At 69.9% G+C, this 23,903-nt stretch carries 23 protein-coding genes; 18 read left to right on the forward strand and 5 right to left on the reverse strand.

Annotated elements, in window-relative coordinates; genetic code table 11:
• The 12 genes from ACE3T5_RS15190 to ACE3T5_RS15245 form a co-directional block, all read left to right on the forward strand.
• The coding region (locus ACE3T5_RS15190) for an acetyl-CoA C-acyltransferase (protein WP_374668913.1) at positions 1-834 on the forward strand (834 nt) is incomplete at its 5' end.
• A gap of 19 nt (positions 835-853) precedes the next feature.
• On the forward strand, positions 854-1,618 hold the full coding sequence (locus tag ACE3T5_RS15195; RefSeq protein WP_374668914.1) for an SDR family NAD(P)-dependent oxidoreductase: 765 nt from the start codon (positions 854-856) through the stop codon (positions 1,616-1,618).
• 12 nt (positions 1,619-1,630) lie between these two features.
• Positions 1,631-2,050, forward strand: a complete 420-nt coding sequence (locus tag ACE3T5_RS15200; protein WP_374668915.1) for an acyl-CoA thioesterase — start codon at positions 1,631-1,633, stop codon at positions 2,048-2,050.
• 41 nt (positions 2,051-2,091) lie between these two features.
• The gene (locus tag ACE3T5_RS15205; RefSeq protein WP_374668916.1) at positions 2,092-3,219 is read left to right on the forward strand and encodes an ABC transporter substrate-binding protein; all 1,128 of its coding nucleotides are present in this window, start codon (positions 2,092-2,094) and stop codon (positions 3,217-3,219) included.
• A gap of 147 nt (positions 3,220-3,366) precedes the next feature.
• On the forward strand, positions 3,367-4,404 hold the full coding sequence (locus ACE3T5_RS15210; protein ID WP_374668917.1) for a branched-chain amino acid ABC transporter permease: 1,038 nt from the start codon (positions 3,367-3,369) through the stop codon (positions 4,402-4,404).
• A 1-nt stretch (position 4,405) separates the two neighbouring features.
• Positions 4,406-6,175 carry an ATP-binding cassette domain-containing protein gene (locus ACE3T5_RS15215; RefSeq protein WP_374668918.1) on the forward strand — a complete coding sequence of 590 codons (1,770 nt, stop codon included), beginning with the start codon at positions 4,406-4,408 and terminating at the stop codon, positions 6,173-6,175.
• An 11-nt stretch (positions 6,176-6,186) separates the two neighbouring features.
• Entirely contained in the window at positions 6,187-6,939 is a 753-nt protein-coding gene (locus tag ACE3T5_RS15220) for an ABC transporter ATP-binding protein (protein WP_374668919.1), read from the forward strand.
• Positions 6,940-6,959: 20 nt separating this feature from the next.
• Positions 6,960-8,711, forward strand: coding sequence for an acyl-CoA dehydrogenase family protein (locus ACE3T5_RS15225; RefSeq protein ID WP_374668920.1), 1,752 nt, complete (start codon positions 6,960-6,962; stop codon positions 8,709-8,711).
• A 5-nt stretch (positions 8,712-8,716) separates the two neighbouring features.
• A complete protein-coding gene (locus ACE3T5_RS15230) occupies positions 8,717-9,211 on the forward strand; it encodes a MarR family winged helix-turn-helix transcriptional regulator (RefSeq protein WP_374668921.1) in 495 nt (164 codons plus the stop codon).
• A gap of 143 nt (positions 9,212-9,354) precedes the next feature.
• The gene (locus tag ACE3T5_RS15235) at positions 9,355-9,690 is read left to right on the forward strand and encodes a winged helix-turn-helix transcriptional regulator (RefSeq protein ID WP_374668922.1); all 336 of its coding nucleotides are present in this window, start codon (positions 9,355-9,357) and stop codon (positions 9,688-9,690) included.
• Entirely contained in the window at positions 9,687-10,859 is a 1,173-nt protein-coding gene (locus ACE3T5_RS15240; protein WP_374668923.1) for a fumarylacetoacetate hydrolase family protein, read from the forward strand. Before ACE3T5_RS15235 ends, ACE3T5_RS15240 begins: the two co-directional genes overlap by 4 nt.
• Positions 10,860-10,895: 36 nt before the next feature.
• Positions 10,896-11,246: an FKBP-type peptidyl-prolyl cis-trans isomerase gene (locus ACE3T5_RS15245; RefSeq protein ID WP_374668924.1), complete on the forward strand. Its 351-nt coding sequence runs from the start codon at positions 10,896-10,898 to the stop codon at positions 11,244-11,246.
• A gap of 82 nt (positions 11,247-11,328) precedes the next feature.
• Here the strand turns inward: ACE3T5_RS15245 and ACE3T5_RS15250 are convergent, their stop codons facing one another.
• Entirely contained in the window at positions 11,329-12,090 is a 762-nt protein-coding gene (locus ACE3T5_RS15250; protein WP_374668925.1) for a LytR/AlgR family response regulator transcription factor, read from the reverse strand.
• Between the two features lie 8 nt (positions 12,091-12,098).
• Positions 12,099-13,202, reverse strand: coding sequence for a sensor histidine kinase (locus tag ACE3T5_RS15255; protein WP_374668926.1), 1,104 nt, complete (start codon positions 13,200-13,202; stop codon positions 12,099-12,101).
• 270 nt (positions 13,203-13,472) lie between these two features.
• On the opposite strand from ACE3T5_RS15255, the gene grpE reads away from it, so the two are divergent.
• The 3 genes from grpE to dnaJ all read left to right on the forward strand — a co-directional run bounded on the left by grpE (position 13,473) and on the right by dnaJ (position 17,340).
• Positions 13,473-14,048 carry a nucleotide exchange factor GrpE gene (gene grpE / locus ACE3T5_RS15260; protein WP_374668927.1) on the forward strand — a complete coding sequence of 192 codons (576 nt, stop codon included), beginning with the start codon at positions 13,473-13,475 and terminating at the stop codon, positions 14,046-14,048.
• A 99-nt stretch (positions 14,049-14,147) separates the two neighbouring features.
• A complete protein-coding gene (gene dnaK / locus ACE3T5_RS15265; RefSeq protein WP_374668928.1) occupies positions 14,148-16,094 on the forward strand; it encodes a molecular chaperone DnaK in 1,947 nt (648 codons plus the stop codon).
• Between the two features lie 97 nt (positions 16,095-16,191).
• Positions 16,192-17,340: a molecular chaperone DnaJ gene (gene dnaJ, locus ACE3T5_RS15270; RefSeq protein WP_374668929.1), complete on the forward strand. Its 1,149-nt coding sequence runs from the start codon at positions 16,192-16,194 to the stop codon at positions 17,338-17,340.
• Between the two features lie 12 nt (positions 17,341-17,352).
• Here dnaJ and ACE3T5_RS15275 read toward each other — a convergent pair whose 3' ends face one another.
• Positions 17,353-18,468, reverse strand: coding sequence for a PA0069 family radical SAM protein (locus tag ACE3T5_RS15275; protein ID WP_374668930.1), 1,116 nt, complete (start codon positions 18,466-18,468; stop codon positions 17,353-17,355).
• 124 nt (positions 18,469-18,592) lie between these two features.
• Here ACE3T5_RS15275 and ACE3T5_RS15280 point away from each other — a divergent pair, with 124 nt between their 5' ends.
• From ACE3T5_RS15280 to ACE3T5_RS15290, 3 genes are read left to right on the forward strand one after another with little or no spacing between them, the layout of a single operon-like run.
• Positions 18,593-19,165: a GbsR/MarR family transcriptional regulator gene (locus ACE3T5_RS15280; protein WP_374668931.1), complete on the forward strand. Its 573-nt coding sequence runs from the start codon at positions 18,593-18,595 to the stop codon at positions 19,163-19,165.
• A gap of 2 nt (positions 19,166-19,167) precedes the next feature.
• Positions 19,168-20,571, forward strand: coding sequence for a cytochrome ubiquinol oxidase subunit I (locus ACE3T5_RS15285; protein WP_374668932.1), 1,404 nt, complete (start codon positions 19,168-19,170; stop codon positions 20,569-20,571).
• A complete protein-coding gene (locus tag ACE3T5_RS15290; RefSeq protein WP_374668933.1) occupies positions 20,568-21,578 on the forward strand; it encodes a cytochrome d ubiquinol oxidase subunit II in 1,011 nt (336 codons plus the stop codon). Before ACE3T5_RS15285 ends, ACE3T5_RS15290 begins: the two co-directional genes overlap by 4 nt.
• Positions 21,579-21,599: 21 nt before the next feature.
• Here the strand turns inward: ACE3T5_RS15290 and ACE3T5_RS15295 are convergent, their stop codons facing one another.
• Together ACE3T5_RS15295 and ACE3T5_RS15300 are read right to left on the reverse strand one after the other, a co-directional pair.
• Complete coding sequence (locus ACE3T5_RS15295; protein ID WP_374668934.1) at positions 21,600-22,577, reverse strand: NAD(P)H-dependent flavin oxidoreductase; 978 nt, start codon at positions 22,575-22,577, stop codon at positions 21,600-21,602.
• Positions 22,578-22,684: 107 nt separating this feature from the next.
• On the reverse strand, positions 22,685-23,903 hold a 1,219-nt coding region (locus ACE3T5_RS15300), incomplete at its 5' end, for an acyl-CoA dehydrogenase (protein WP_374668935.1).

Here is a 23,903-nt window from a genome sequence, read left to right on the forward strand (position 1 = left end):
GGCTTCAAGCTGGGCGCGCCGGTCGGCTTCAAGGACTACATGTGGGAGGCGCTGAAGGACCCCGCCGCCGGCATCAACATGATCCAGACGGCCGAGAACCTGGCGAAGAAGTACGGCATCACGCGAGCGCAGGTCGATGAATTCGCCTCGCGCTCCTTCGCCCGCGCCGTGGCCGCGCAGGAAAGCGGCTTCCTCGCTGGCGAGATCGCCCCGGTGGTGAGCGAGAAGTTCGAGCTGGCCGGCTACAAGACCCGCGGCATCCGCCTGCCGGGCAAGGTGAACCTGGTGGACCGCGACACGCATCCGCGCCTGTCGCCGCCCGAAGTGCTGGCCAAGCTGAGCCCGGTGTTCGAAGGCGGCGTGCAGACCGGCGGCAACAGCTCCGCCCTGGTCGATGCCGCAGCAGCCTCCGTGGTGGGCACGGGCGCCTATGCCAAGTCGCTGGGGCGCACGCCGCTGGCCCGGCTCGCGGGCGCCGCCGCGGTGGGCGTGCCGCCGGAGATCATGGGCATCGGGCCCGCGCCTGCCATTCGCCTGCTGCTGGAACGCGCGGGCCTGCGGCTCGACCAGATCGGCCGCTTCGAGATCAACGAGGCGCAGGGCGCGCAGACGCTGGCCGTGGCGCGTGAGCTGGAGCTCGACGTCGAACGCCTCAACGTCAATGGCGGCGCCATCGCGCTCGGCCATCCGCTGGCCGCCACCGGCGTGCGGCTCACCGTCACGCTGGCCCGCGAACTCAAGCGCGCCGGCCTGCGCTGGGGCATCTCCTCGGCCTGCGTGGGCGGCGGCCAGGGCATGGCCCTGCTGATCGAGAACCCCGACGCGCCCCACTGAACACCGCAAAGGACATCCCATGCAGATCCAAGGACAACCCGCACTCGTCACCGGTGGTGGCTCCGGCCTCGGCGAGGCCACCGCGCGCGAGCTGGCCCGCCAAGGCGCCAAGGTGGCGGTGCTCGACGTGAACCTGGCCAATGCCCAGCGCGTGGCCGCGGACATCGGTGGCATCGGCCTGGCCTGCGACATCACCGACACGGCCAGCCTGCAGGCCGCGCTGGATGCCGCTGCCGCCGCGCACGGCCCAGCGCGCATCCTCATGAACATCGCCGGCATCGGCACCGCCAAGCGCGTGGTCGGCAAGGACGGAAACCCGGCGCCGCTGGAAGACTTCGAGCGCGTGATCCGCGTCAACCTCATCGGCAGCTACAACGCCAGCCGGCTGTTCGCCGCCGCCTGCGCCAAGCTGCCGGCCCTGGAAGACGGCGAGCGCGGCGTGATGCTCTTCACCGCCTCCGTGGCCGCCTTCGACGGCCAGGTGGGCCAGCAGGCCTACAGCGCCTCCAAGGGCGGCCTGGTGGGCATGACGCTGCCGATGGCGCGCGACCTGGCGCAGCATGGCATCCGCGTGTGCACCATCGCCCCCGGCCTGTTCGCCACGCCGCTGATGAAGCAGCTGCCCGAGCCGGTGCAGCAGTCGCTGGCCGCCTCCATCCCCTTCCCGCCGCGGCTGGGCAAGCCGGAGGAGTTCGCGCAGCTCGCCTGCCACTTCGTCACCAACGTGCACCTCAACGGCGAGGTGATCCGCCTCGACGGCGCGCTGCGCATGGCGCCGCGCTGAAGGATCCCGCCCATGAGCAAGGAAACCACGTACGAGGTGAAGGTGCAGTTCGGCGACTGCGACCCGGCCGGCATCGTCTTCTTCCCGAACTTCTCGAAGTGGATGGACGCCGCCTCGCTGCACTTCTTCATGGCCTGCGGCGTGCCGCCCTGGCGCGAGCTGAAGAAGACCACCGGCATCATCGGCACCCCGCTGCTGGAGATCCACACGAAGTTCATGCGCCCCGCCACCTACGGCGAGACCATCGTGGTGCACACCACGGTGGAGGAATGGCGCGACAAGGTCTTCATCCAGAAGCACGTGGTCAAGCGTGGCGACACCGTGCTGTGCGAAGGCCGCGAGACGCGCGCGTTCGTGATCCATCCGCCCGGCGAGCCGGACCGCATCAAGGCGATCCCGGTGCCCGAGGACATCAAGTCCCTGTGCAGCTGACCTGAGTTCCGTTTCATCCACCCAAGCAAGGAGACCCTGGCATGAACTTCCGCAAGACCCTGATGGCGCTCGTCGCTGCCGTCGCATCGGCCAGCGCCCTGGCCGACATCAACATCGGCGTGAGCCTCTCGCTCACCGGCCCCGGCTCCGGCCTGGGCATCCCGATGCAGAACCAGTTCAAGCTGTTCCCGAAGGAGATCGCGGGCGAGAAGATCAACCTGATCGTGCTCGACGACGCGTCCGATCCGGGCAAGGGCGTGAGCAACGCGCGCCGCTTCGTGACCGAGGACAAGGTGGACCTGATCATCGGCTCCTGCCTCACGCCCGTGGCCGCCGCCATGACCCCCGTGGCCACCGAGGCCAAGACGGTGCAGCTCGCGGCGTCGCCGGTCGGCGTGCCCCCGGGCCAGGACCAGTGGCTGTTCCGCCTGCCGCAGGGCAATGACGTCATGGCCCATGCCATGGTGGAGCACATGAAGAAGCAGAACGTGAAGACGATCGGCTTCCTGGGCTACACCGACGCGTACGGCGAACTGTGGCTGAAGGCTCTCACGCCCCTGGCCGAGAAGGCCGGCATGAAGATCGTGGCGGCCGAGCGCTTCCAGCGCACCGACACCAGCGTGACGCCGCAGGCGCTGAAGCTCGTCTCGGCCAACCCGGACGCGATGGTCGTCGTGGCCTCCGGCTCCGGCGCGGCCATGCCGCAGATGGCGCTGGTCGAGCGCGGCTACAAGGGCAAGGTCTACCAGACGCACGCGGCCGCCACCCAGGACCTGATGCGCATCGGCGGCAAGGCGGTGGAAGGCACCTTCGTCACCTCCGGCCCGGCCGTGGTGGGCTCGCAGTTGCCGGACAGCCACCCCTCGAAGAAGCTCGCGATCGACTTCTACACCAACTACGAGAAGGCCTTCGGCCCGCCGAACCAGTTTGCCGGCCACTCGTATGACGCCGCCATCGCGCTGCAGAAGGCGATCCCGATCGCCAAGGCCAAGGCCAAGCCCGGCACGCCCGAGTTCCGCGCCGCCCTGCGCGACGCCTTCGAGACCATGGGCCGCACGGTCTTCGCCCACGGCGTGATGAACTGGACCAAGGACGACCACTGGGGCTACACCAACGAGACCGGTGTGATGCTCAAGGTCGTGGACGGCAAGTTCGTCGTCGAGAAGTGACCTTGCGTGCGGGGGGGGGACACCCCCCCGCATGAGCGAGTTCATCCCCGCGCAAGCGGGCAGCCCTCTCCGTCATCCCCGCGCAGGCGGGGATCCAGAGGCCGCGCAGCGCGCGGCCCCCCAAGCCCACCCGACAGGTCCCACCCCATGGACTTCTCCATCGCCGGCATCCTGGCGCTCGACGGCCTGACCAATGGCGCCGTCTATGCGCTGCTGGCCCTGGCCACGGTGCTGCTGTTCGCGGTCACCCGCGTCATCTTCATCCCCCAGGGCGAGTTCGTGGCCTTCGGCGCGCTCACGCTGGCGCTCATGCAGACCGGCAAGGTGCCGGGAACCGTATGGTTCCTGCTCGCGCTGGCGGCGGCTGCGGCCATCGCCGACATCGCGGAGGGCGTGCGCCATCGCCATGGCGGCGCGCGCATCGCGCGGCAGCTCGCACGCACGCTCGGACTGCCCATAGCGGTGTCGCTCCTGGCCATCTGGGCCGCGCCGCAGAAGTTCCCGCTCATCGTGCAGGCCCTGATCACGCTGGCCCTGGTCACGCCCTTCGGCACCCTGATCTACCGCCTGGCCTACGAGAAGCTCGCGGACGCCACGGTGCTGGTGCTGCTCATCGTCTCGGTCGGCGTGCACTTCGCGCTCATGGGCCTGGGCCTCTTCTTCTTCGGCGCCGAGGGCTTCCGCAACCCGAGCTTCTGGGACGCGCGCTTCTCCGCCGGACCGGTGGCCGTGACCGGCCAGGCCCTCATCATCTTCATGGCCTCGCTCGCGCTCATCGTGCTGCTGTGGCTGTTCTTCGAGCGCACGCTGTCGGGCAAGGCGCTGCGGGCCACCGCGGTCAACCGCTCGGGCGCCCGCCTGATGGGCATCTCGTCGAGCGCCGCCGGGCGCCTGGCCTTCACCATGGCCGCCTTCATCGGCGCGCTGTCGGGCCTGCTGATCGGCCCCACCACCACGGTGTTCTACGACAGCGGCTTCCTGATCGGCCTCAAGGGCTTCGTGGCCGCCGTGTTCGCGGGGCTGGCCAGCTATCCGCTCGCCCTGGTGGGCGCGCTGGCAGTCGGCCTGCTGGAGAGCTTCTCGTCCTTCTGGGCCAGCTCGTTCAAGGAAGTGATCGTGTTCTCGTCCATCCTGCCGGTGCTGCTGTGGCGCTCGCTCACGGACCCGCATGGCGAGGAGCATTGAGATGAACAAGCTCCAACGCTTCGCCTTCCCGGCCTTCGCCGCCGTCATGCTGCTGCTGCCGGCCCTGCCGGTGCCCGACTTCTGGATCACCCAGAGCAACTACGTCGGCCTGTACGCCCTCGTTGCGCTGGGCCTGGTGCTGCTCACCGGCGTGGCCGGCCTCACCTCCTTTGGCCAGGCCGCCTTCGTGGGCGTGGGCGCCTACACGGCGGCCTACCTCACGGTGAAGATGGCCGGCTCGCCCTGGGTCGCTCTGCTGCTGGGCGTGGGCCTGGCCGTGCTGGCCGCCCTGGTGCTGGGCGCGATCACGCTGCGCATGTCCGGCCACTACCTGCCGCTGGCCACCATCGCCTGGGGCCTGGCGCTGAACTACTCCATGGCGAACATGGAGTGGCTGGGCAAGTACGACGGCATCCTGGGCATTCCCACGCTCAAGCTGTTCGGCATGGATCTCGGCACCGGCCGCGGCCTGCACGTGCTGATCTGGATCATGGCGCTGGCGGCGGCGCTCGCCTGCGCCAACCTGCTGGACTCGCGGCCCGGCCGCGCCATCCGCGCGCTGAAGAACGGCGCCACCATGGCCGAGGCCATGGGCATCTCCACCTTCCGCGCCAAGCTCACCGTGTTCGTGCTGGCGGCCGTGCTGGCCGCCATGTCGGGTTGGCTGTTCGCCTTCTTCCAGCGCACGGTGAGCCCCTCGCCCTTCTCCATCAACAAGGGCATCGAGTACCTGTTCATGGCGGTGCTGGGCGGCGTGGGCCACGTGTGGGGCGCCTTCCTCGGCGCCGGCGTGGTGAAGATCGTGGAGGACCAGCTGCAGGTGCTGCTGCCCAAGCTGATCGGCACCAGCGGCAACTTCGAGACCATCGTGTTCGGCGTCGTGCTGGTGGTGGTGCTGAAGTACGCGCCCGACGGCCTGTGGACCTTCGTCGCCCGCTGGCTGCCGCGAGCGGACCGCCCGCGTGACTGGGAGGGCGCCGAGCCGCTGCCCACCCGCGCGCGCCCGGCCACCGGCGAGCCGCTGCTGCAGGTGGAAGCCGTGCGCAAGGAGTTCGGCGGCCTGGTGGCGGTGAACGACGTGAGTTTCGAGATCCGCGCCGGCGACATCGTGGGCCTGATCGGCCCCAACGGCGCCGGCAAGTCGACCACCTTCAACCTCATCACCGGCGTGCTCGCCCTCACCAGCGGCCAGGTGCGCTGGCGCGGCGAGGCCATCGGCGGCATGCCCTCGCGCCTGATCGCGCGGCGCGGCATCTCGCGCACCTTCCAGCACGTGAAGATGATCCCCGAGATGACCGTGCTGGAGAACGTGGCCCTGGGCGGCTACCTGCGCGGCGAGTCGGGCATCGCGCGCGCCATGCTGCGGCTGGACCGCGCGGAGGAGCGCCGGCTGTTCGCCGAGGCCGAGCGGCAGCTCGCGCGCATTGGCATGGCCGACCGCATGCACGAGCTGGCGGGCAACCTGGCGCTGGGCCCGCAGCGGCTGATGGAGATCGCCCGCGCGCTGTGCACCGACCCCGCCCTGCTGCTGCTCGACGAGCCCGCCGCGGGCCTGCGCCACAAGGAAAAGGAAGCCCTGGGCAACGTGCTGCGGCAGCTCAAGGCCGAGGGCATGAGCCTGCTGCTGGTGGAGCACGACATGGACTTCGTCATGGGCCTGACCGACCGCATCGTGGTGATGGAGTTCGGCACCCGCCTGATGGAAGGCACGCCGGCCGAGGTGCAGGCCAGCCCCGCGGTGCGCGCGGCCTATCTCGGCACCGAACATTGAGGGGCGACACCATGACCACAGAATCCCTTCTGCTCGACGTGCAGGGCCTGCACGCCGGCTACGGCCGCGCCGAGGTGCTCTCGGGCCTGGGCTTCCAGCTCGCGCGCGGCCAGGTCGTCACCGTGATCGGCCCCAATGGCGCCGGCAAGTCGACCACGCTGAACGCGCTGATGGGCCTGCTGCCCGCACGCGGCACGATCCGCTTCGACGGCGTCGATCTGGCCGACACCACGCTGGAGGAGCGCGTGATGATGGGCCTGGCGCTCGTGCCCGAGAAGCGCGAGCTGTTCGGCACCATGCCGGTGGAAGACAACCTGGTGCTGGGCGGGTACCGCCCCATGCGCCTGGGCGTGCCCGGCTGGAAGAGCGGCCTGGAGCGCGTGTACGACCTGTTCCCGCGCCTGAAGGAGCGCCGCGCGCAGCTGGCCGGCACGCTCTCCGGCGGTGAGCGGCAGATGCTCGCCGTGGGCCGCGCGCTGATGGCCCAGCCCAAGCTGCTGATGCTGGACGAGCCCAGCCTGGGCCTGGCGCCGCTGGTGGTGCGCGAGATCTTCCGCATCATCGAGCGCCTGCGCGCCGAGGGCGTGTCCATCCTGCTGGTGGAGCAGAACGCCCGCGCCGCGCTGGAAGTGGCCGACTACGGCTACGTGCTGGAGACCGGCGAGATCGGCCTGCATGGCCCGGCGCGCGACCTGGCGAAGGACGTGCGCGTAATCGACACCTACCTCGGCGCGGCGCGCGGCAAGGCCGCCGCCGAAGCCTGAGCCCCGAAGAGGACCCCCGCATGGCCGACTATCTGCCGCAACCCGCTGACCAGCAGTTCCTGCTGTTCGACGTGCTCCAGGCCGGCGACGCGCTGGCCGCCACCGGCGCCTTCCCCGAGGCCGACGCCGGCCTGCTGACCCAGGTGCTGGACGAAGCCGGCAAGTTCGTCGGCGAGGTCGTGGCGCCGCTGCACCGGGTGGGCGATGCACCGGGCTGCCGGCTGGAGAACGGTCGCGTGACCACGCCGCCGGGCTTCCGCGAGGCCTACCGGGCCTTCTGGCAAGCCGGCTGGCCGGCGCTCGCCTGCGCCCCCGAGGACGGCGGCCAGGGCCTGCCCTGGGTGCTGGAGGGCGTGCTGTACGAATGGCTCTCGGCCGCCAACCACGGCTGGACCATGGCGCCGGGCCTGCTGCACGGCGCGTACGAGTGCCTCAAGCACCACGGCAGCGATGCGCTGAAGCAGGCCTATCTGCCGAAGATCGCCAGCGGCGAGTGGCTGGCCACCATGTGCCTGACCGAGCCGCATGCCGGCAGCGACCTGGGCCTGGCCCGCACGCAGGCCGTGCCGCAGGCCGACGGCCGCTTCCACCTGCGCGGCACCAAGATCTTCATCTCCGGCGGCGAGCACGACCTCACGGACAACATCGTGCACCTGGTGCTGGCGCGCGAACCCGGCGCACCGCCCGGGCCCAAGGGCCTGTCGCTGTTCCTGGCGCCGAAGTTCCTGCCGGACGGCGCGCGCAACGGCGTCGTGTGCGAACGCATCGAGGAGAAGATGGGCCTGCACGGCAGCCCCACCTGCGTGCTGCGCTTCGACGACGCCATCGGCTGGCGCGTGGGCGAGCCCGGCCGCGGCCTGGGCGCCATGTTCGTGATGATGAACGCCGCGCGCGTGCACGTGGCGCTGCAGGGCATCGGCCTGCTCGACGCCGCCTGGCAGAAGGCGCATGCCTATGCCCAGGAACGCACGCAGATGCGCGCGCCCGGCGCCGCCCGCGGCGAGGGCGCGGCCGACCCCATCATCCGCCACCCGGCGGTGCGCCGCATCCTCGACGTGGAGCGCGGCTGGATCGACGGCCTGCGCGTGCTGGCCTACCGCACCGCGCTGGAGCTGGATCTGGCGAAGCACCACCCCGATGCCGCTCGCCGGCAGGCGGCGCAGCAGTGGTGCGCGCTGGTCACGCCGGTGCTCAAGGCCATGGGCACCGAGCAGGGTTTCGGCGGCGCGAGCCGCTGCCTGCAGGTGTTCGGCGGCCACGGCTACGTGAAGGAGTGGGGCATCGAGCAGATCGTGCGCGATTCGCGCGTGGCCATGATCTACGAGGGCACCAACGAGATCCAGGCCATCGACCTGCTGGCGCGCAAGGTGCTGGCTGACGGCGGCGCCGCGCTCGACGCGCTGCTGGCCGGCCTGCAGGCCGACGCCGGCAGCGACGGCGCGACCCATGCGTTGCTGCAGGCCGACGCCGGCGGCGACGACGCGACCCATGCGTTGCTGCAGTCCGCCCGCGACACCACGGCGGCACTCGTGGCCGCCTGCGCCAGGGATGCCGTGCTGCCCTATGAGGCGGCGGACGACTACCTGCGGCTCGTCGGCCTCGCGCTGCTGGCCTGGGCCTGGCATCGCATCGCGCGCACGCCGGGCGCGCAGGCGCCGCGCTGGGCCGAGCCCGCCGCCGCCGTGCGCCTGCGGGTGCTGCCGGAGGCCGGCATGCGGCAGGCCATCCTGGCGCGGCAGTGCGCGGCCGCCGGCGCGGCCCGCGCCGCCTGAGGGCGATGGCGGCCCGAGCCCGCCGCGAGCCGGCGCTCGCCACTGCGGCCGTAGAGACCGCGGACAACGGCCCCGACCGGCTGGACACGTCGTTCCTGGAGTCGCTGGTCGGCTACAACGCCCGGCGCGCCGCGCTGCATGCGATCGCCATCGACATGGAGGTGTTCGCCGCGCATCAGCTGCGCGTGGTGGACTTCTCCGTGCTGTCGGTGCTGCTGCACAACCCCGGCACCACCTCGCGCCAGCTGTGCCAGGCGCTCGGCGTGCTGCCGCCCAACATGGTGACGCTGCTGGCCGCACTGGACCGCCGCGGCCTGCTGGACCGCCGGCCGCACCCCACCGACGGCCGCGCCGTGGCGCTGCACCTCAGCGCTGCGGGCGCCCGGCTCACCCGCCAACTGGAGAAGGCCGTCGCCGCGCTGGAGTCGCGCGTGGCGGGGCGGCTGAGCGCGGAGGAGCGGCGCACGCTGCATGCGCTGCTGCAGCGGGTCTACTTGTAGAGCGCCCGTCGTCCCCGCCGTTTAGCGTATCGCCACCCGCCCCGCAAGGGCTGTGGCGCCCGCGTCACGGCGCTATTGTTTGTATAGCGCACCCTGCGTACACTCCGATCCCCCGGGGTCCGCCCCGGGGACGCCCTGATCGCATGAGTTCCAAGGACAACGCCGCCACCTTCCAGCTGCTTGCGCTGCTGGAGGCGCGCTATGCCATCCGCGTGCTCTGGGCCCTGCGCGATGGCCACCCGCAGACCTTCCGCCTGCTGCAGGACAGCGTGGGCGGCATCACGCCCAACACGCTGAACACACGGCTGAAGGAGCTGCGCGAGGCCGGTCTCGTGCAGCATGGCCCCGAGGGCTACACCGTCACCGCGAGCGGCCACGACCTGCTGCGCCGCATCAGCGATCTGCAGGCCTTCGCCGCACGCTGGGTGGCGGCGCAGGCCCGCAAGCGCCAGCCCCTACCCCCCCAGGAGAACCCATGATCCCTGATCTGCTTGCGCAATCCATGCCCGTGGACATCGGCAGCGCCACCCTGGTGGGCCGCGTGTGGGTGATGGGCGAAGGCCCGGTGCTGGTGCGAGTCGACGCGCAGGGCGTGTACGACCTGTCCGGGCTGGTGCCCACCTGCACCGAGCTGCTCGAACTGCATGACCCGGCCGAGGCCGTGCGGGCCTTCGACGCGCCCTTGATCGCTGGGCTGGAGCCGGTGCTGCGCAACTCCGCACCGGACGCGCGCGACCCCACCGTGCCCTGGCTGCTGGCACCGTGCGACCTGCAGGCGGTGAAGGCGGCGGGGGTGACCTTCGTCGCCTCCATGCTGGAACGCGTGATCGAGGAGCAGGCGCGTGGCGATCCGGCGCAGGCCGAGAGCGTGCGCCAGGCCGTCACAGCGGTGATCGGCGACGACCTCGCCGCCATCCGCCCCGGCTCACCCGAGGCGGCGCAGCTGAAGGCCGTGCTCCTGGATCGCGGCATGTGGTCGCAGTACCTGGAAGTGGGCATCGGCCCGGACGCGGAGATCTTCACCAAGGCCCAGCCCATGAGCGCCGTGGGCTCCGGTTCGCAGGTGGGCATCCACCCGGGCAGCGAATGGAACAACCCCGAGCCCGAAGTGGTGCTGGCCGTCAACAGCCGCGGCGAGGTGCACGGCGCCACGCTGGGCAATGACGTGAACCTGCGTGACTTCGAGGGCCGCAGCGCGCTGCTGCTGGGCAAGGCCAAGGACAACAACGCGAGCTGCGCCATCGGCCCCTTCATCCGCCTGTTCGACCGCCACTTCGGCATCGACGATGTGCGCCACCTGGAGCTGAGCCTGCACGTGCAGGGGCCGGAGGGCTTCGAACTGCACGGGTCGAGCAGCCTTTCGCGCATCAGCCGCGATCCGCTGGACCTCGTGGCCCAGGCCTGCGGCGACCACCACCAGTACCCGGACGGCTTCATGCTTTTCCTGGGCACGATGTTCGCGCCCACGCAGGACCGCTTCGCGCCCGGCCAGGGTTTCACCCATCTCTCCGGGGACATCGTCTCCATCGCCACGCCGCGCCTCGGTACACTGGTGAACCCGGTCGTCACCAGCGACCGCGCGCCGGCCTGGCGCTACGGCACCGCCGCGCTCATGCGCGACCTTGCGCGCCGCGGTCTGCTCAGCTGAGCGGCGCGCGCCACCCACCCCATCGAAGGACACCCCATGATCACCACCCCCAGCGGCCTGCAGATCGACGACCAGCAGGTCGGCGACGGCGCCGAAGCCAAGCCCGGCCAGGAAGTCCTGGTGCACTACACCGGCTGGCTGTATGAGGCCGGCGTGCAGGGCGCGAAGTTCGACTCCAGCCGCGACCGCAACGACCCTTTCCAGTTCTCGCTGGGCGCGGGGATGGTCATCAAGGGCTGGGACGAAGGCGTGGCCGGCATGAAGGTCGGCGGCCGCCGCGTGCTGGTGATTCCGCCGCAGCTGGGCTACGGCGCGCGCGGCGCGGGCGGTGTCATCCCGCCGAACGCCACGCTGAAGTTCGACGTCGAGCTGCTCGCCACGCGCTGAGCGTTGCCGGGGTTTCACCCCCGCTGCCCCCGTAGGCTGCGGGTGGCGCGAAGCGCAACCCCAGCGCTGCGCCCGGCCCCCCTCACATCCGCTGGAACAGGTGCAGGTAGCTGCGGCTCACCGGCAGACGGTCGGTGCGTCCGCGCAGGTGCACTTCGCCCGCGTCGTCGCCCTGCACGAAGTGGCTGACCTGTGACAGGTTGACGATGGCCGAGCGGTGGATCTGGACGAAACGGTCCGGGTCCAGCGTCTCCGCCAGTTCGCGGATCGGCGTGCGGATCAGCGCCTCGCCGCCCTCCCAGGCCACCAGCGTGTACTTGTTGTCCGACTTCAGGTAGAGCACCTGCTCCACCGGGATGATGCGCACCGTCGTGCCGACGGAGGCCTTGATCCACTGCAGCCACCGGCCGCGGCCCGGCGGTGCCTGCAGGTGCTGCGCCAATTGCTCCAGCAGCGGCTGCAGGGCCGGCTGCGGCTGGCCCGCGCGCAGGCGCTCCTGCAGCCGCTGCACGGTTTCCGCCAGCCGTTGCGGCTCCACCGGCTTCAGCAGGTAGTCCACCGCGCCGCGCGCGAAGGCCTCCACCGCGTACTGGTCGAAGGCCGTGACGAAGACCAGGGCCGCCCGCGTGCCGATGCACCGCGCGGCCTCCACGCCGTTCATGCCCGGCATGTGCACGTCGAGGAACACCACCGCCGGCTGGTGCTGCTCGAACAGCTCCACGGCCTCGCGGCCATTGCGGGCCTCGGCCACGATGCGCAGCCCGGGCCAGGTCTCGCGCAGCAGGGCCGCCAGGCGCTCGCGCAGCAGCGGCTCGTCCTCGGCGATCAGCGCGGTGGTCTCCATCGCCTGCCTCACGCGCCCGCCGCGGTGCCAGGCGGCAGCACGATCTCGGCCCGCACACCGTGCGGCCGCACCTCGCTCAGCTCCAGCCGCGCGCCGTCACCGAAGAAGGCACGCAGCCGCGCGCGCAGGTTGGCCAGGCCGCTGCCCTCGCCGGCCGTCTCGGCCAGCCCCACGCCCGTGTCGGCCACCCACAAGCGCACGCTGCCGTCTGCCTGCGGCGCGCCGCCCACTTCCACCTCGCCAGGGTCGCTGGCGGCGTCGATGCCGTGGTGGATGGCGTTCTCCACCAGGGTCAGCAGGGCCAGCGGTGGGAAGCGCAGTGAGAGCAGGTTCGGGTCGATGCGCAGCGCATAGCTCAGCCGGTCAGGCATGCGCATCTGCATCAGCGCCAGGTAGGCCTGCACCAGCCGCTCTTCATCGGCCAGCGTCGCCGCGTCACGCTGCAGGTGCGGCACCGCGGCACGCAGGTAGTCGATGAGACTGCGGAACAGCGGCACCGCCCGCGGCGAGCCGCTTTCCACCAGCGCCTGCACATTGGCCAGCGTGTTGAGCAGGAAGTGCGGCTGGATCTGCGCGGTGAGCAGGTGCAGGCGCGCGTCGGCCGTCTGCCGCTGGAGTGTCTCGCGCATCAGGGCCAGCTCCAGCGCGGCGCTGCGGGCCTGCGCGTCGCGCTCCCTGTACAGCGCGCCCAGGGCCAGGATGCAGCCGATGATGGCCGCGCTCAGGGTCACCAGGACATAGCCGCGCACATGCGGCCGCGAGCCGATGAAGGCGCCGAAGTCGCCCCCGGCGGTGAGCAGCTGCACCACCAGCGGCGCCAGCGCGGCCGCCACCCCCACCGCGATGAGCTGGGCCAGCCAGCGCGGCACCCGCGCCTGCTGCCAGGCACCGGCCCAGCGGAAGGCCAGCAGGAGCGCGACGCCGACGAACAGCGTCTCGCCCAGCAGTTCCAGGTAGGTGTTGTGGGTGATGGGCAGGAAGGCCACCGCCGCCACGGCGGCGAGCGCCGTCACCCAGGCCAGGGACCGCCAGCCCGGCAGCAGCCGACGCGGGCGGGGCGCCGCGGGGCCCGCCGTGGCATGGGGATCGGCGGGGCCTGGCTGCTGCGACATGGCCGGCACGATACGGGTGGCGCCGCCGCAGCGTCAAGGCGCGGGCGCCCGCGATGCGACGGATCGCGGAACCCATGGGATGGGCGTCGCCTGGGCGGCCCCGCTGGCGCAGGGGGCCTGCGGCCACCCGCCTACAATCCGGGCCGGCCGCCAACCGCCCGGCCGGCCACGCACCGGGCAACGGGCGCCAAGCCCACGCCTTGAAAAGGGCCTTGCCGCCCCCAGATCCACCCCGTCTTCACAGATCTCCTCGCGATCCGCACGCTTTCCATGTCCGATCAAGCCCAACCGAACGAACCGACCCAGGACCAGCCCGAGGCCCTGGCGGCCGCCGCCGCGGCCGAAGCCGAAGCCGCCAGCCTGGTGGCCGAGACCGGCGTCAGCGCAGGTGACTGGCAAGCCCAGGTGGCCGCGCTGAGCGCGAAGAACGCCGAGCTGGCCGACCAGTTCCTGCGCGCGCAGGCCGACATGCAGAACACCCGCCGGCGCGCCGAGGAAGAGATCTCCAAGGCCCGCAAGTTCGCCGTCGAGAGCTTCGCCGAGAGCCTGCTGCCCGTGTGCGACAGCCTGGAGGCCGGCCTGGCCCACCAGGACGCCTCGGCCGAGGTCATCCGCCAGGGCGCGGAGGCCACCCTGCGCCAGCTCAAGCAGGCGCTGGAGCGCAACAAGGTGCTGGAGATCAACCCGGCCGCCGGCACGAAGTTCGATCCGCACCACCATCAGGCCATCTCCGTGGTGCCCGCCGAGCAGGAGCCCAACACGGTCGTCACGGTGCTGCAGAAGGGGTATTCCATCGCCGAGCGCGTGCTGCGTCCGGCCCTGGTGACGGTGACCGCGCCGAAGTGAGGCGACCGCCCCGGTCTTGAAATTTCCCCAACTTATCCACAAGTCAACGACAACATCTGAACGGCTCTTGCACAGGGCCACCCACAGGAGAAAGACATCATGGCAAAGATCATCGGCATCGACCTCGGCACCACCAACTCGTGCGTGGCCATCATGGAAGGCAACAACGTCAAGGTGATCGAGAACTCGGAAGGTGCGCGCACCACGCCCTCGATCGTGGCCTACCAGGAAGACGGCGAGATCCTCGTCGGCGCCTCGGCCAAGCGCCAGGCCGTCACCAACCCCAAGCACACCTTCTACGCCATCAAGCGCCTGATCGGCCGCAAGTTCACCGAGAAGGAAGTGCAGAAGGACATCGACCTCATGCCCTACAAGATCGTCGCCGCCGACAACGGCGACGCCTGGGTGGAGGAGCGCGGCCGCAAGCTGGCGCCGCCGCAGATCAGCGCCGAGACGCTGCGCAAGATGAAGAAGACCGCCGAGGACTACCTGGGCGAAGAGGTCACCGAGGCCGTGATCACGGTGCCGGCGTACTTCAACGACAGCCAGCGCCAGGCCACCAAGGACGCCGGCCGCATCGCCGGCCTGGACGTGAAGCGCATCATCAACGAGCCCACCGCCGCGGCGCTGGCCTTCGGCCTCGACAAGCACGGCAAGGGCGATCGCAAGATCGCCGTGTATGACCTGGGCGGCGGCACGTTCGACATCTCGATCATCGAGATCGCCGACGTGGATGGCGAGAAGCAGTTCGAGGTGCTCTCCACCAACGGTGACACCTTCCTGGGCGGCGAGGATTTCGACCAGCGCATCATCGACTACATCATCGGCGAGTTCAAGAAGGAACAGGGCGTGGACCTGTCCAAGGACGTGCTCGCCCTGCAGCGCCTGAAGGAAGCCGCCGAGAAGGCCAAGATCGAGCTGTCCAACAGCACGCAGACCGACATCAACCTGCCCTACATCACGGCCGACGCGTCGGGTCCGAAGCACCTGAACATCAAGCTGACCCGCGCCAAGCTGGAGTCGCTGGTGGATGAACTGATCGCCCGCACGATCGAGCCCTGCCGCACCGCCATCAAGGACGCCGGCGTGTCCGTCTCCGACATCCAGGACGTGATCCTGGTGGGCGGCATGACGCGCATGCCCAAGGTGCAGGACAAGGTGAAGGAGTTCTTCGGCAAGGAGCCGCGCAAGGACGTCAACCCCGACGAAGCCGTGGCCGTGGGCGCCGCCATCCAGGGCCAGGTGCTCTCCGGTGAGCGCAAGGACGTGCTGCTGCTCGACGTCACCCCGCTGTCCCTGGGCATTGAAACGCTCGGCGGCGTGATGACGAAGATGATCAAGAAGAACACGACCATCCCGACCAAGTTCGCGCAGACCTTCTCCACCGCCGACGACAACCAGCCGGCCGTGACGATCAAGGTGTTCCAGGGCGAGCGCGAGATGGCCACCGGCAACAAGCTGCTGGGCGAGTTCAACCTGGAAGGCATTCCGCCCGCCCCGCGCGGCCTGCCCCAGATCGAGGTGACCTTCGACATCGACGCCAACGGCATCCTGCACGTGAGCGCCAAGGACAAGGGCACCGGCAAGGAAAACAAGATCACCATCAAGGCGAACTCGGGCCTGTCCGAGGCCGAGATCGAGAAGATGGTGAAGGACGCTGAGGTCAACGCCGCCGAGGACAAGAAGAAGCTGGAACTCGTGCAGGCCAAGAACCAGGCCGAGGCGCTTGTGCACTCGGTGCGCAAGAGCCTCACCGAGTACGGCGACAAGATCGACGCCGCCGAGAAGGCGAAGATCGAGGCCGCGGCCAAGGACCTGGAAGAGACGCTCAAGTCCTCCGAGGACAAGGACGCGATCGAGGCCAAGTCCAACGCGCTGATGACCGCCAGCCAGAAGCTCGGCGAGAAGATGTACGAAGGCATGCAGGCCGAGCAGGCCGCCGCGGGTGCCGCTGCCGGTGCCGGTGCGCAGCAGGCCGCCGGCGGCAAGCCGGCCGCTGATGACAACGTGGTCGATGCCGAGGTGAAGGAAGTGAAGAAGGGCTGATAGCGGACGCTGCGCGCCGCTTCAGCTTCGCCGCGTTCGACGCTCACGCCTTCGGCGGAGGTCAACGCGGCGTTCTCATTACCAGGGCTGCTCCCATATGGCTAACAAACGCGACTACTACGAAATCCTCGGCGTGCCCAAGAACGCCTCGGATGAAGAGATCAAGAAGGCCTATCGCAAGCTGGCGATGAAGTTCCACCCGGACCGCAACCAGGGGGACGCCGCCAAGGAAGCCGAGGCCAAGTTCAAGGAGGCCAAGGAAGCCTACGAGATGCTCTCGGAGCCCGAGAAGCGGGCCGCCTACGACCAGTTCGGCCATGCGGGCGTGGACCCGAACATGCGCGGGCCGGGCGGCGCGGGGCCCGAGGGCTTTGGCGGCTTCGCCGAGGCCTTCGGCGACATCTTCGGCGACATCTTCGGCCAGCAGCGCGGCGGGCGCGGCGGCGGTGGCCGCCAGGTCTATCGCGGCAGCGACCTCTCCTACGCGATGGAGGTCACGCTGGAAGAGGCCGCCAAGGGCAAGGACGCGCAGATCCGCATTCCCTCGTGGGAAGGCTGCGAGACCTGCCATGGCAGCGGCGCCAAGCCGGGCACGCAGGCCAAGACCTGCAACACCTGCCAGGGCCAGGGCGTGGTGCAGATGCGCCAGGGCTTCTTCAGCGTGCAGCAGACCTGCCCGCACTGCCGCGGCAGCGGCAAGATCATTGCCGACCCGTGCACCAGCTGCCACGGCCAGGGCAAGGTGAAGAAGCAGAAGACGCTGGAGGTGAAGATCCCCGCCGGCATCGACGACGGCATGCGCATCCGCAGCGCCGGCAATGGCGAGCCGGGCACCAATGGCGGGCCGCCGGGCGACCTGTACATCGAGATCCGGCTGAAGAAGCACGAGATCTTCGAGCGCGACGGCGACGACCTGCACTGCGTGGTGCCGGTGAGCATCGCGCGCGCGGCGCTGGGCGGCGAGATCGAGGTGCCCACGCTGGACGGCAAGGCGGCCATCGACATCCCCGAGGGCACGCAGGCCGGCAAGCAGTTCCGCCTGCGCGGCAAGGGCATCAAGGGCGTGCGCTCCTCCTACCCCGGCGACCTGTACTGCCACGTGGCGGTGGAGATCCCGGTGAAGCTCACCGAGCACCAGCGCAAGCTGCTGAAGGAACTCGACGAGTCGCTCAAGAAGGGTGGCGCCAAGCACTCGCCGAATGAAGAGAGCTGGACGGACAAGTTGAAGGGATTCTTTTCACCCTGAAAAGTCGCTGCCTCAGAACAGCACGCCCTGGCCTTCAGGCGCTGGCGGCCGGAACAGGTCCGTGCGCAGCGCCACCTGCCGCTGATTCATCCCCAGCCGCTTCGCCGCCGCGCGGAAGCGCTGGCCGATGAGCTCGGCCCAGGGGCCTGAGCCCTTCATGCGCGTGGCGAAGTCGCTGTCGTAGTCCTTGCCGCCCCGCATCTCCTGCACGCGGTGCATCACGCGCTCGGCGCGCTGCGGGTAGTGCACCTGCAGCCACTCGCGGAACAGCGGCGCCACCTCCCAGGGCAGGCGCAGCACATGGTAGAAGGCCTGCCGGGCGCCGGCCTCGTGCGCGGCCTCCAGCACCTGCTCCAGGTCTTCGGTGAGAAACGGGATCTGCGGCGCGAGGCTCACGCCGACGGGCACGCCATGTTCCGCCAGCGTGCGCAGGGTGCGCAGCCGGCGATGCGGCGCGGCGGCGCGCGGCTCCAGCCGGCGCGCGAGATCCGCGTCGAGCGTCGTGAGCGTGACGAACACCGAGGCCAGGCCCTCGCGGGCCAGGGGCGCGATGAGATCGAGGTCACGCTCCACGCCGCCGGACTTGGTGACCAGGGTGAACGGATGCCGGGCGTCGGCCAGGAGCGCGATCAACCCGCGCGTGAGCATCAGCTCGCGTTCGACGGGCTGGTAGGCATCGGTGGCGGTGCCGATGGCCAGCAGCCCGGGGCGGTAGCCCTTGCGCGCGAGTTCGCCGCGCAGCACCTCGACGATGTTGCGCTTGGCGATGATCTTCGTCTCGAAGTCCAGCCCGGGCGAGAGGTTGAGGTAGCTGTGGGTGGGACGCGCGTAGCAGTAGATGCAGCCATGCTCGCAGCCACGGTAAGGGTTCACCGAGCGGTCGAAGTAGACGTCGGGCGAGGCATTGAAGGCCATGGCGCTCTTCGCCTCCTCCCAGATCACTTCGGTGCGGGGCGCACCGGGGGATTCGGCCTCGGCAGGCAGCGCCCAACCGTCGTCGAAGGCATCGCGCTGATCGCGCTCGAAGCGGTGCGCGATGCGGCTCGCGGCACCGCGTCCCTTCAGGCCCTGCAGCGGCACGCGCACCTCCAGCGGACCCGCGGGAACATCTGGCTCGATACTGTACATGCAGCCAGTATGCCAAGAGCGGCTGCCGCTGTGTGAGCCGTTGGGCTACCGAATGCCCTTGTCACCCAGTCTTGAATTTTCAGGAATTCCTGAAAATTCAAGAGAAACCCGCACAATGCTGCGCATGTCGCTGCAAGAACACCTGCCACCCCTCAGCCGCCAGTTCGTCGCCCACTTCGGCGAGATGGGCAGCCGCTGGGGCATCAACCGCACCGTCGGCCAGATCTACGCCCTGCTCTACGTGGCCCGCGCGCCCATGAACGCCGACGAGATCGCGGAGACGCTGGAATTCTCGCGCTCCAACGTGAGCATGGGCCTGAAGGAGCTGCAATCGTGGCGCCTGGTGCGGCTGAAGCACCAGCCCGGCGACCGCCGCGAGTACTTCGAGGCGCCGCAGGACGTGTGGGAGATCTTCCGCGTGCTGGCCGAGGAGCGCCGCCGCCGCGAGATCGAGCCCACGCTGTCGATGCTGCGCATGGCCCTGCTGGAAGAGCCGACGAGCGATGCCGAACGGCACGCGCAGGAGCGCATGCGGCAGATGTACGAGCTGATCGACCGCCTCATGACCTGGTTCGACGACGTGCAGAAGCTCGCGCCCGAGACGGCGATGCAGCTCATGGGCATGGGCGCCACGGTCACGCGCGTGCTGGAGATCAAGGACCGCCTGAGCGGCAAGGCACCGCGCAAGGAAGGATGACCATGGACACCCTCATGCTGTCGCGCATCCAGTTCGCGGCCAACATCAGCTTCCACATCCTGTTTCCCACCATCACCATCGCGCTCGGCTGGATCCTGGTGTACTTCCGCTTCCGTCATGCCGCGGCGCGCGGCACGCCCGCCGCCGCAGGCTGGGAGCAGGCCTACTACTTCTGGACCAAGGTGTTCGCGCTCAGCTTCGCGCTGGGCGTGGTCTCCGGCATCACCATGAGCTTCCAGTTCGGCACCAACTGGAGGGGCTTCATGGAGAAGGCCGGCAACATCGCGGGCCCGCTGCTCGGCTACGAGGTGCTCACGGCGTTCTTCCTGGAGGCCACCTTCCTGGGCGTGATGCTGTTCGGGCGCGGCCGCGTCTCGGAACGCACGCACCTGGTGGCCACCTGCCTGGTGGCCGGCGGCACCACGCTCTCGGCGTTCTGGATCCTCGCGCTCAACTCGTGGATGCAGACGCCGGCCGGCTACGAGATCATCAACGGCCAGTTCCACGCCACGAGTTGGTGGGACGTGGTGTTCAACCCCTCGTTCCCCTATCGCCTCACGCACAAGCTGCTGGCCTCGGCGCTCACCGCCGCCTTCCTGGTGGCCGGCCTGAGTGCCTGGCAGCTGCTCAAGGGCTCAGGCAACGCCGGCACGCGCCATGCGCTGCGCACGGGGGTGGTGGTCGCCGCCGTCGCGATCCCGCTGCAGATCCTCGCGGGGGACCTGCACGGCCTCAACACCCTGCAGCACCAGCCCGCCAAGATCGCCGCCATCGAGGGCATCTGGCACACCGAGAAGGGCGCACCGCTCACGCTGTTCGGCTGGCCCGACGAGAAGAACCAGCGCACGCACTATGCACTGAAGATCCCCAAGGGCGCGAGCCTGATCCTGGCGCATGACGCCGATGCGGAGTTGAAGGGCCTCTCCGAGTTTCCCGGCGCGCACCCGCCCGTGGCGCCGGTGTTCTGGGGCTTCCGAGTGATGGTCGGGGTGGGCCTTCTGATGCTCATGGTCTCCTGGCTCGCGGTCTGGCGCCTGGTGCTGGCGCGGTCCGCGCGGGAGGATGCGCCGATCCGCTCCGCGGAGCGCGCGGGCTGGAACCGCCGGCTGCTCTGGGTGCTGGCGGGCATGACGTTCTCCGGCTGGGTCGCCACCCTCGCCGGCTGGTACGTCACCGAGATCGGCCGCCAGCCCTTCATCGTCTACGGCCTGGTGCGCACCGCGGAGGTGGTGGCGCCGCACGCGGCGCCGCTGGTGGGCGCGACGCTGGCCGCCTGGCTGGTGCTCTACGCCGCGCTGCTGGTGGCCTATGTGGCGGTGCTGAAGCACATGGCGGAGCATCCTGCTCCCGCGTCACCCTCGCCGCACGGCACCAGCCCGCTGCCCGTGCAGGGAGCCGGATCATGATCGACTGGACCACCGCGCTGCCACTCGCCTTCATGGCGGTGATGGGGCTCGCCCTGCTGATCTACGTGGTGCTCGACGGCTATGACCTCGGCGTGGGCCTGCTGCTGCCGCTGGCCACCGACGCCGAGAAGGACGTGATGGTGGCCAGCATCGGCCCCTTCTGGGATGCGAACGAGACCTGGCTGGTGCTGGGCGTGGGCGTGCTGCTGGTGGCGTTCCCGCAGGCGCATGGCATCGTGCTGAGTGAGCTGTACCTGCCGGTCGCCGTGATGCTGATCGGCCTGGTGCTGCGCGGCGTGGCCTTCGACTTCCGCGTGAAGGCTCGCGACGCGTACAAGGCCATGTGGAACCGGCTGTTCGCCATCGGCTCGCTGCTGGCCGCGGCCTCGCAGGGCTGGATGCTGGGCAGCTACCTCACCGGCTTCGACCACGGCCTGTGGTCGCTGCTGTTCAGCGCGTTCATCGCCGTCACGCTGCCGACCGCCTACGCCATGCTGGGCGCGGGCTGGCTGATCATGAAGACGACCGACGTGTTGCAGGCGAAGGCGGTGCGCTGGGCCGGCCGGGTGCTGTGGCCGATGGGCGCCACGCTCGTCGGCATCTCGCTCGCCTCCCCGTTGGTGAGCCCCACCGTCTTCGACAAGTGGTTCGTGCTGCCGCAGTTCTTTGCGCTGCTGCCGATCCCGCTGGCGTGCGCCGGCGCTTTCGCGGCCGCGTGGCACGTGCTGCGACGGCCGAAGGTGGTGGCGGCCGGCTACGGCTGGGTGCCGTTCGGCGCCACGGTGCTGATCTTCGTGATGGCCTTCCTGGGGCTCGCGTACAGCCTGTACCCGTACATCGTGATCGACCGGCTCACGGTCTGGCAGGCCGCGAGCGCCACGGCCTCGCTGCAGATCATCGCGGTGGGCGTGGCCATCACCCTGCCCGCGATCATCGTCTACACGATCTTCATGTACCGCGTGTTCTGGGGCAAGGCGTCGGCGCTCAGCTACGGGCCTTCGCCCTAAACGGGCGGCGACTTCCGCGCGTCAGACCGTCGCGACCTGACCCTCGGGCAGCGAGAGCCGCGCACGCGCGGCCTTGTACTCGCGCTTGAGGCGCTCCACCAGGTCGTGCGTGCTGGTCACGGCCTTCACCGCGCCGATGCCCTGGCCGCTGCCCCAGATGTCCTTCCAGGCCTTGGTGGTGCCGGAGCCGAAGCTCATCTTGCTGGGGTCGCTCTCGGGCAGGTTGTCCGGGTCCAGGCCGGCGTTGCGGATGCTGGCCTTGAGGTAGTTGCCATGCACGCCGGTGAACAGGCTGGAGTAGACGATGTCGTCGCTGTTGCCTTCCACGATGGCCTGCTTGTACGCATCGGTCGCGCGCGCCTCGTGCGTAGCGATGAAGGCGGAGCCGATGTAGGCGAAGTCCGCGCCCATGGCCTGCGCGGCCAGCACGGCATCACCCGTGGCGATGGCGCCCGACAGCGCCACCGGGCCGTCGAACCATTCACGGATCTCCTGCACCAGCGCGAACGGGCTCTTCACGCCCGCATGGCCGCCCGCACCCGCGGCCACGGCGATCAGGCCGTCGGCGCCCTTCTCGATGGCCTTGTGGGCGAACTTGTTGTTGATGATGTCGTGCAGCACCACGCCGCCGTAGCTGTGCGCCGCGGCATTGATGTCCTCGCGCGCGCCGAGCGACGTGATGTAGATCGGCACCTTGTACTTGACGCACATCTCCATGTCGCTCTCGAGCCGGTCGTTGCTCTTGTGCACGATCTGGTTGATGGCGAAGGGCGCGGCGGGCCGGTCCGGGTGGGCGCGGTTGTAGGCGGCCAGCGTCTCGGTGATCTCATGCAGCCATTCGTCGAGCTGCGAGGCCGGCCGCGCGTTCAGCGCCGGCATGGAGCCGACGATGCCGGCCTGGCATTGCGCGATCACGAGCTTGGGGTTGCTGATGATGAACAGCGGCGAGCCGATCACGGGCAGTTGCAGGTTGCGCAGCGCCGGGGGAAGCTTGGACATGGGGTCTCCGTTCTTGGGGTGTCGGGATGGCGTGGGCTGGTGGTGACCGAAGGGAACCCCAGCACGTCGGCGGGAAAGCCGGGGTTGCACCCCAGCCTACGAGGCGATCAGAAGGCTTCCAGCGCCAGCGCCGTCACGCTTTCGGCGCCTTCGACGATGGCGTCGCGCAGACCCGGCGCGCGCGCCAGGATGTGCTCGGCATAGAAGCGCGCGGTGGCGATCTTGGCGCGCATGAACCCGGCGTCCTCGCCGGCCGCGAGCTGGTCTTCGGCGACCATCAGCGCGCGCGCGAGCTGCCAGCCCGCCACCAGATTGCCGGCGAGCATCAGGTAGGGCACGGATCCGGCGAAGGCGGCATTGGGGGACTGCTTCGTGCTGCCCGCGATGAAATCCACCGACTCGACGAAGGCCTGCCGGGCCGCGGCCAGCCGCTTGCCCATCGCGCGCGCCGCGGCGCTGTCCCGACGCGCCAGCTCGGCCTCGGTCTTCGCGATCTGGGCGGCGATGGCCTTGGCCGTCTGGCCGCCGTCGCGCGCCGTCTTGCGGCCCACGAGGTCGTTGGCCTGGATGGCCGTGGTGCCTTCGTAGATGGTCAGGATCTTGGCGTCGCGGTAGTGCTGCGCGGCGCCCGTCTCCTCGATGAAGCCCATGCCGCCATGCACCTGCACGCCGAGCGAGGTGACCTCCAGGCTCATCTCGGTGCTGTAGCCCTTGACCAGCGGCACCAGGAATTCATAGAAGGCCTGGTTCTCCTTGCGGATGGCGGCGTCGGGGTGATGATGCGCGGCGTCGTACGCGGCGGCGGCCACGCTGGCCATCGCACGGCAGCCCTCGGTGACGGCGCGCATGGTCATCAGCATGCGGCGCACATCGGGGTGATGGATGATGGGCGCGGGGCCGTTCAGGGAGCCGTCCACCGGCCGCGACTGCACGCGGTCACGCGCGTACTGCACCGCCTTCTGGTAGGCGCGCTCGGCCACCGCGATGCCCTGCACGCCCACCGCGTAGCGGGCCGCATTCATCATGATGAACATGTACTCCAGGCCGCGGTTCTCCTGGCCCACGAGATAGCCCGTGGCCCCCCCATGGTCGCCGTACTGCAGCACCGCGGTGGGCGAGGCCTTGATGCCCAGCTTGTGCTCGATGCTCACGCAGTGCACGTCGTTGCGCGCGCCCAGCGAGCCGTCGGCGTTGACCAGGAACTTGGGCACCACGAACAGGCTGATGCCCTTCACGCCCTCGGGCGCGCCGGGGATGCGCGCGAGCACCAGGTGGACGATGTTGTCCGCCATGTCGTGCTCGCCGTAGGTGATGAAGATCTTGGTG

This window comes from Ramlibacter sp. (assembly GCF_041916345.1).
Taxonomy (GTDB): domain Bacteria; phylum Pseudomonadota; class Gammaproteobacteria; order Burkholderiales; family Burkholderiaceae_C; genus Ramlibacter.

Excerpts from the sequence above, each read along its gene's own strand:
- ACE3T5_RS15195 (WP_374668914.1), top strand. The coding sequence starts at position 854 with ATGCAGATCCAAGGACAACCCGCACTCGTCACCGGTGGTGGCTCCGGC.
- ACE3T5_RS15200 (WP_374668915.1), top strand. The coding sequence starts at position 1,631 with ATGAGCAAGGAAACCACGTACGAGGTGAAGGTGCAGTTCGGCGACTGC.
- ACE3T5_RS15205 (WP_374668916.1), top strand. The coding sequence starts at position 2,092 with ATGAACTTCCGCAAGACCCTGATGGCGCTCGTCGCTGCCGTCGCATCG.
- ACE3T5_RS15210 (WP_374668917.1), top strand. The coding sequence starts at position 3,367 with ATGGACTTCTCCATCGCCGGCATCCTGGCGCTCGACGGCCTGACCAAT.
- ACE3T5_RS15215 (WP_374668918.1), top strand. The coding sequence starts at position 4,406 with ATGAACAAGCTCCAACGCTTCGCCTTCCCGGCCTTCGCCGCCGTCATG.
- ACE3T5_RS15220 (WP_374668919.1), top strand. The coding sequence starts at position 6,187 with ATGACCACAGAATCCCTTCTGCTCGACGTGCAGGGCCTGCACGCCGGC.
- ACE3T5_RS15225 (WP_374668920.1), top strand. The coding sequence starts at position 6,960 with ATGGCCGACTATCTGCCGCAACCCGCTGACCAGCAGTTCCTGCTGTTC.
- ACE3T5_RS15230 (WP_374668921.1), top strand. The coding sequence starts at position 8,717 with ATGGCGGCCCGAGCCCGCCGCGAGCCGGCGCTCGCCACTGCGGCCGTA.
- ACE3T5_RS15235 (WP_374668922.1), top strand. The coding sequence starts at position 9,355 with ATGAGTTCCAAGGACAACGCCGCCACCTTCCAGCTGCTTGCGCTGCTG.
- ACE3T5_RS15240 (WP_374668923.1), top strand. The coding sequence starts at position 9,687 with ATGATCCCTGATCTGCTTGCGCAATCCATGCCCGTGGACATCGGCAGC.
- ACE3T5_RS15245 (WP_374668924.1), top strand. The coding sequence starts at position 10,896 with ATGATCACCACCCCCAGCGGCCTGCAGATCGACGACCAGCAGGTCGGC.
- ACE3T5_RS15250 (WP_374668925.1), bottom strand. The coding sequence starts at position 12,090 with ATGGAGACCACCGCGCTGATCGCCGAGGACGAGCCGCTGCTGCGCGAG.
- ACE3T5_RS15255 (WP_374668926.1), bottom strand. The coding sequence starts at position 13,202 with ATGTCGCAGCAGCCAGGCCCCGCCGATCCCCATGCCACGGCGGGCCCC.
- grpE (WP_374668927.1), top strand. The coding sequence starts at position 13,473 with ATGTCCGATCAAGCCCAACCGAACGAACCGACCCAGGACCAGCCCGAG.
- dnaK (WP_374668928.1), top strand. The coding sequence starts at position 14,148 with ATGGCAAAGATCATCGGCATCGACCTCGGCACCACCAACTCGTGCGTG.
- dnaJ (WP_374668929.1), top strand. The coding sequence starts at position 16,192 with ATGGCTAACAAACGCGACTACTACGAAATCCTCGGCGTGCCCAAGAAC.
- ACE3T5_RS15275 (WP_374668930.1), bottom strand. The coding sequence starts at position 18,468 with ATGTACAGTATCGAGCCAGATGTTCCCGCGGGTCCGCTGGAGGTGCGC.
- ACE3T5_RS15280 (WP_374668931.1), top strand. The coding sequence starts at position 18,593 with ATGTCGCTGCAAGAACACCTGCCACCCCTCAGCCGCCAGTTCGTCGCC.
- ACE3T5_RS15285 (WP_374668932.1), top strand. The coding sequence starts at position 19,168 with ATGGACACCCTCATGCTGTCGCGCATCCAGTTCGCGGCCAACATCAGC.
- ACE3T5_RS15290 (WP_374668933.1), top strand. The coding sequence starts at position 20,568 with ATGATCGACTGGACCACCGCGCTGCCACTCGCCTTCATGGCGGTGATG.
- ACE3T5_RS15295 (WP_374668934.1), bottom strand. The coding sequence starts at position 22,577 with ATGTCCAAGCTTCCCCCGGCGCTGCGCAACCTGCAACTGCCCGTGATC.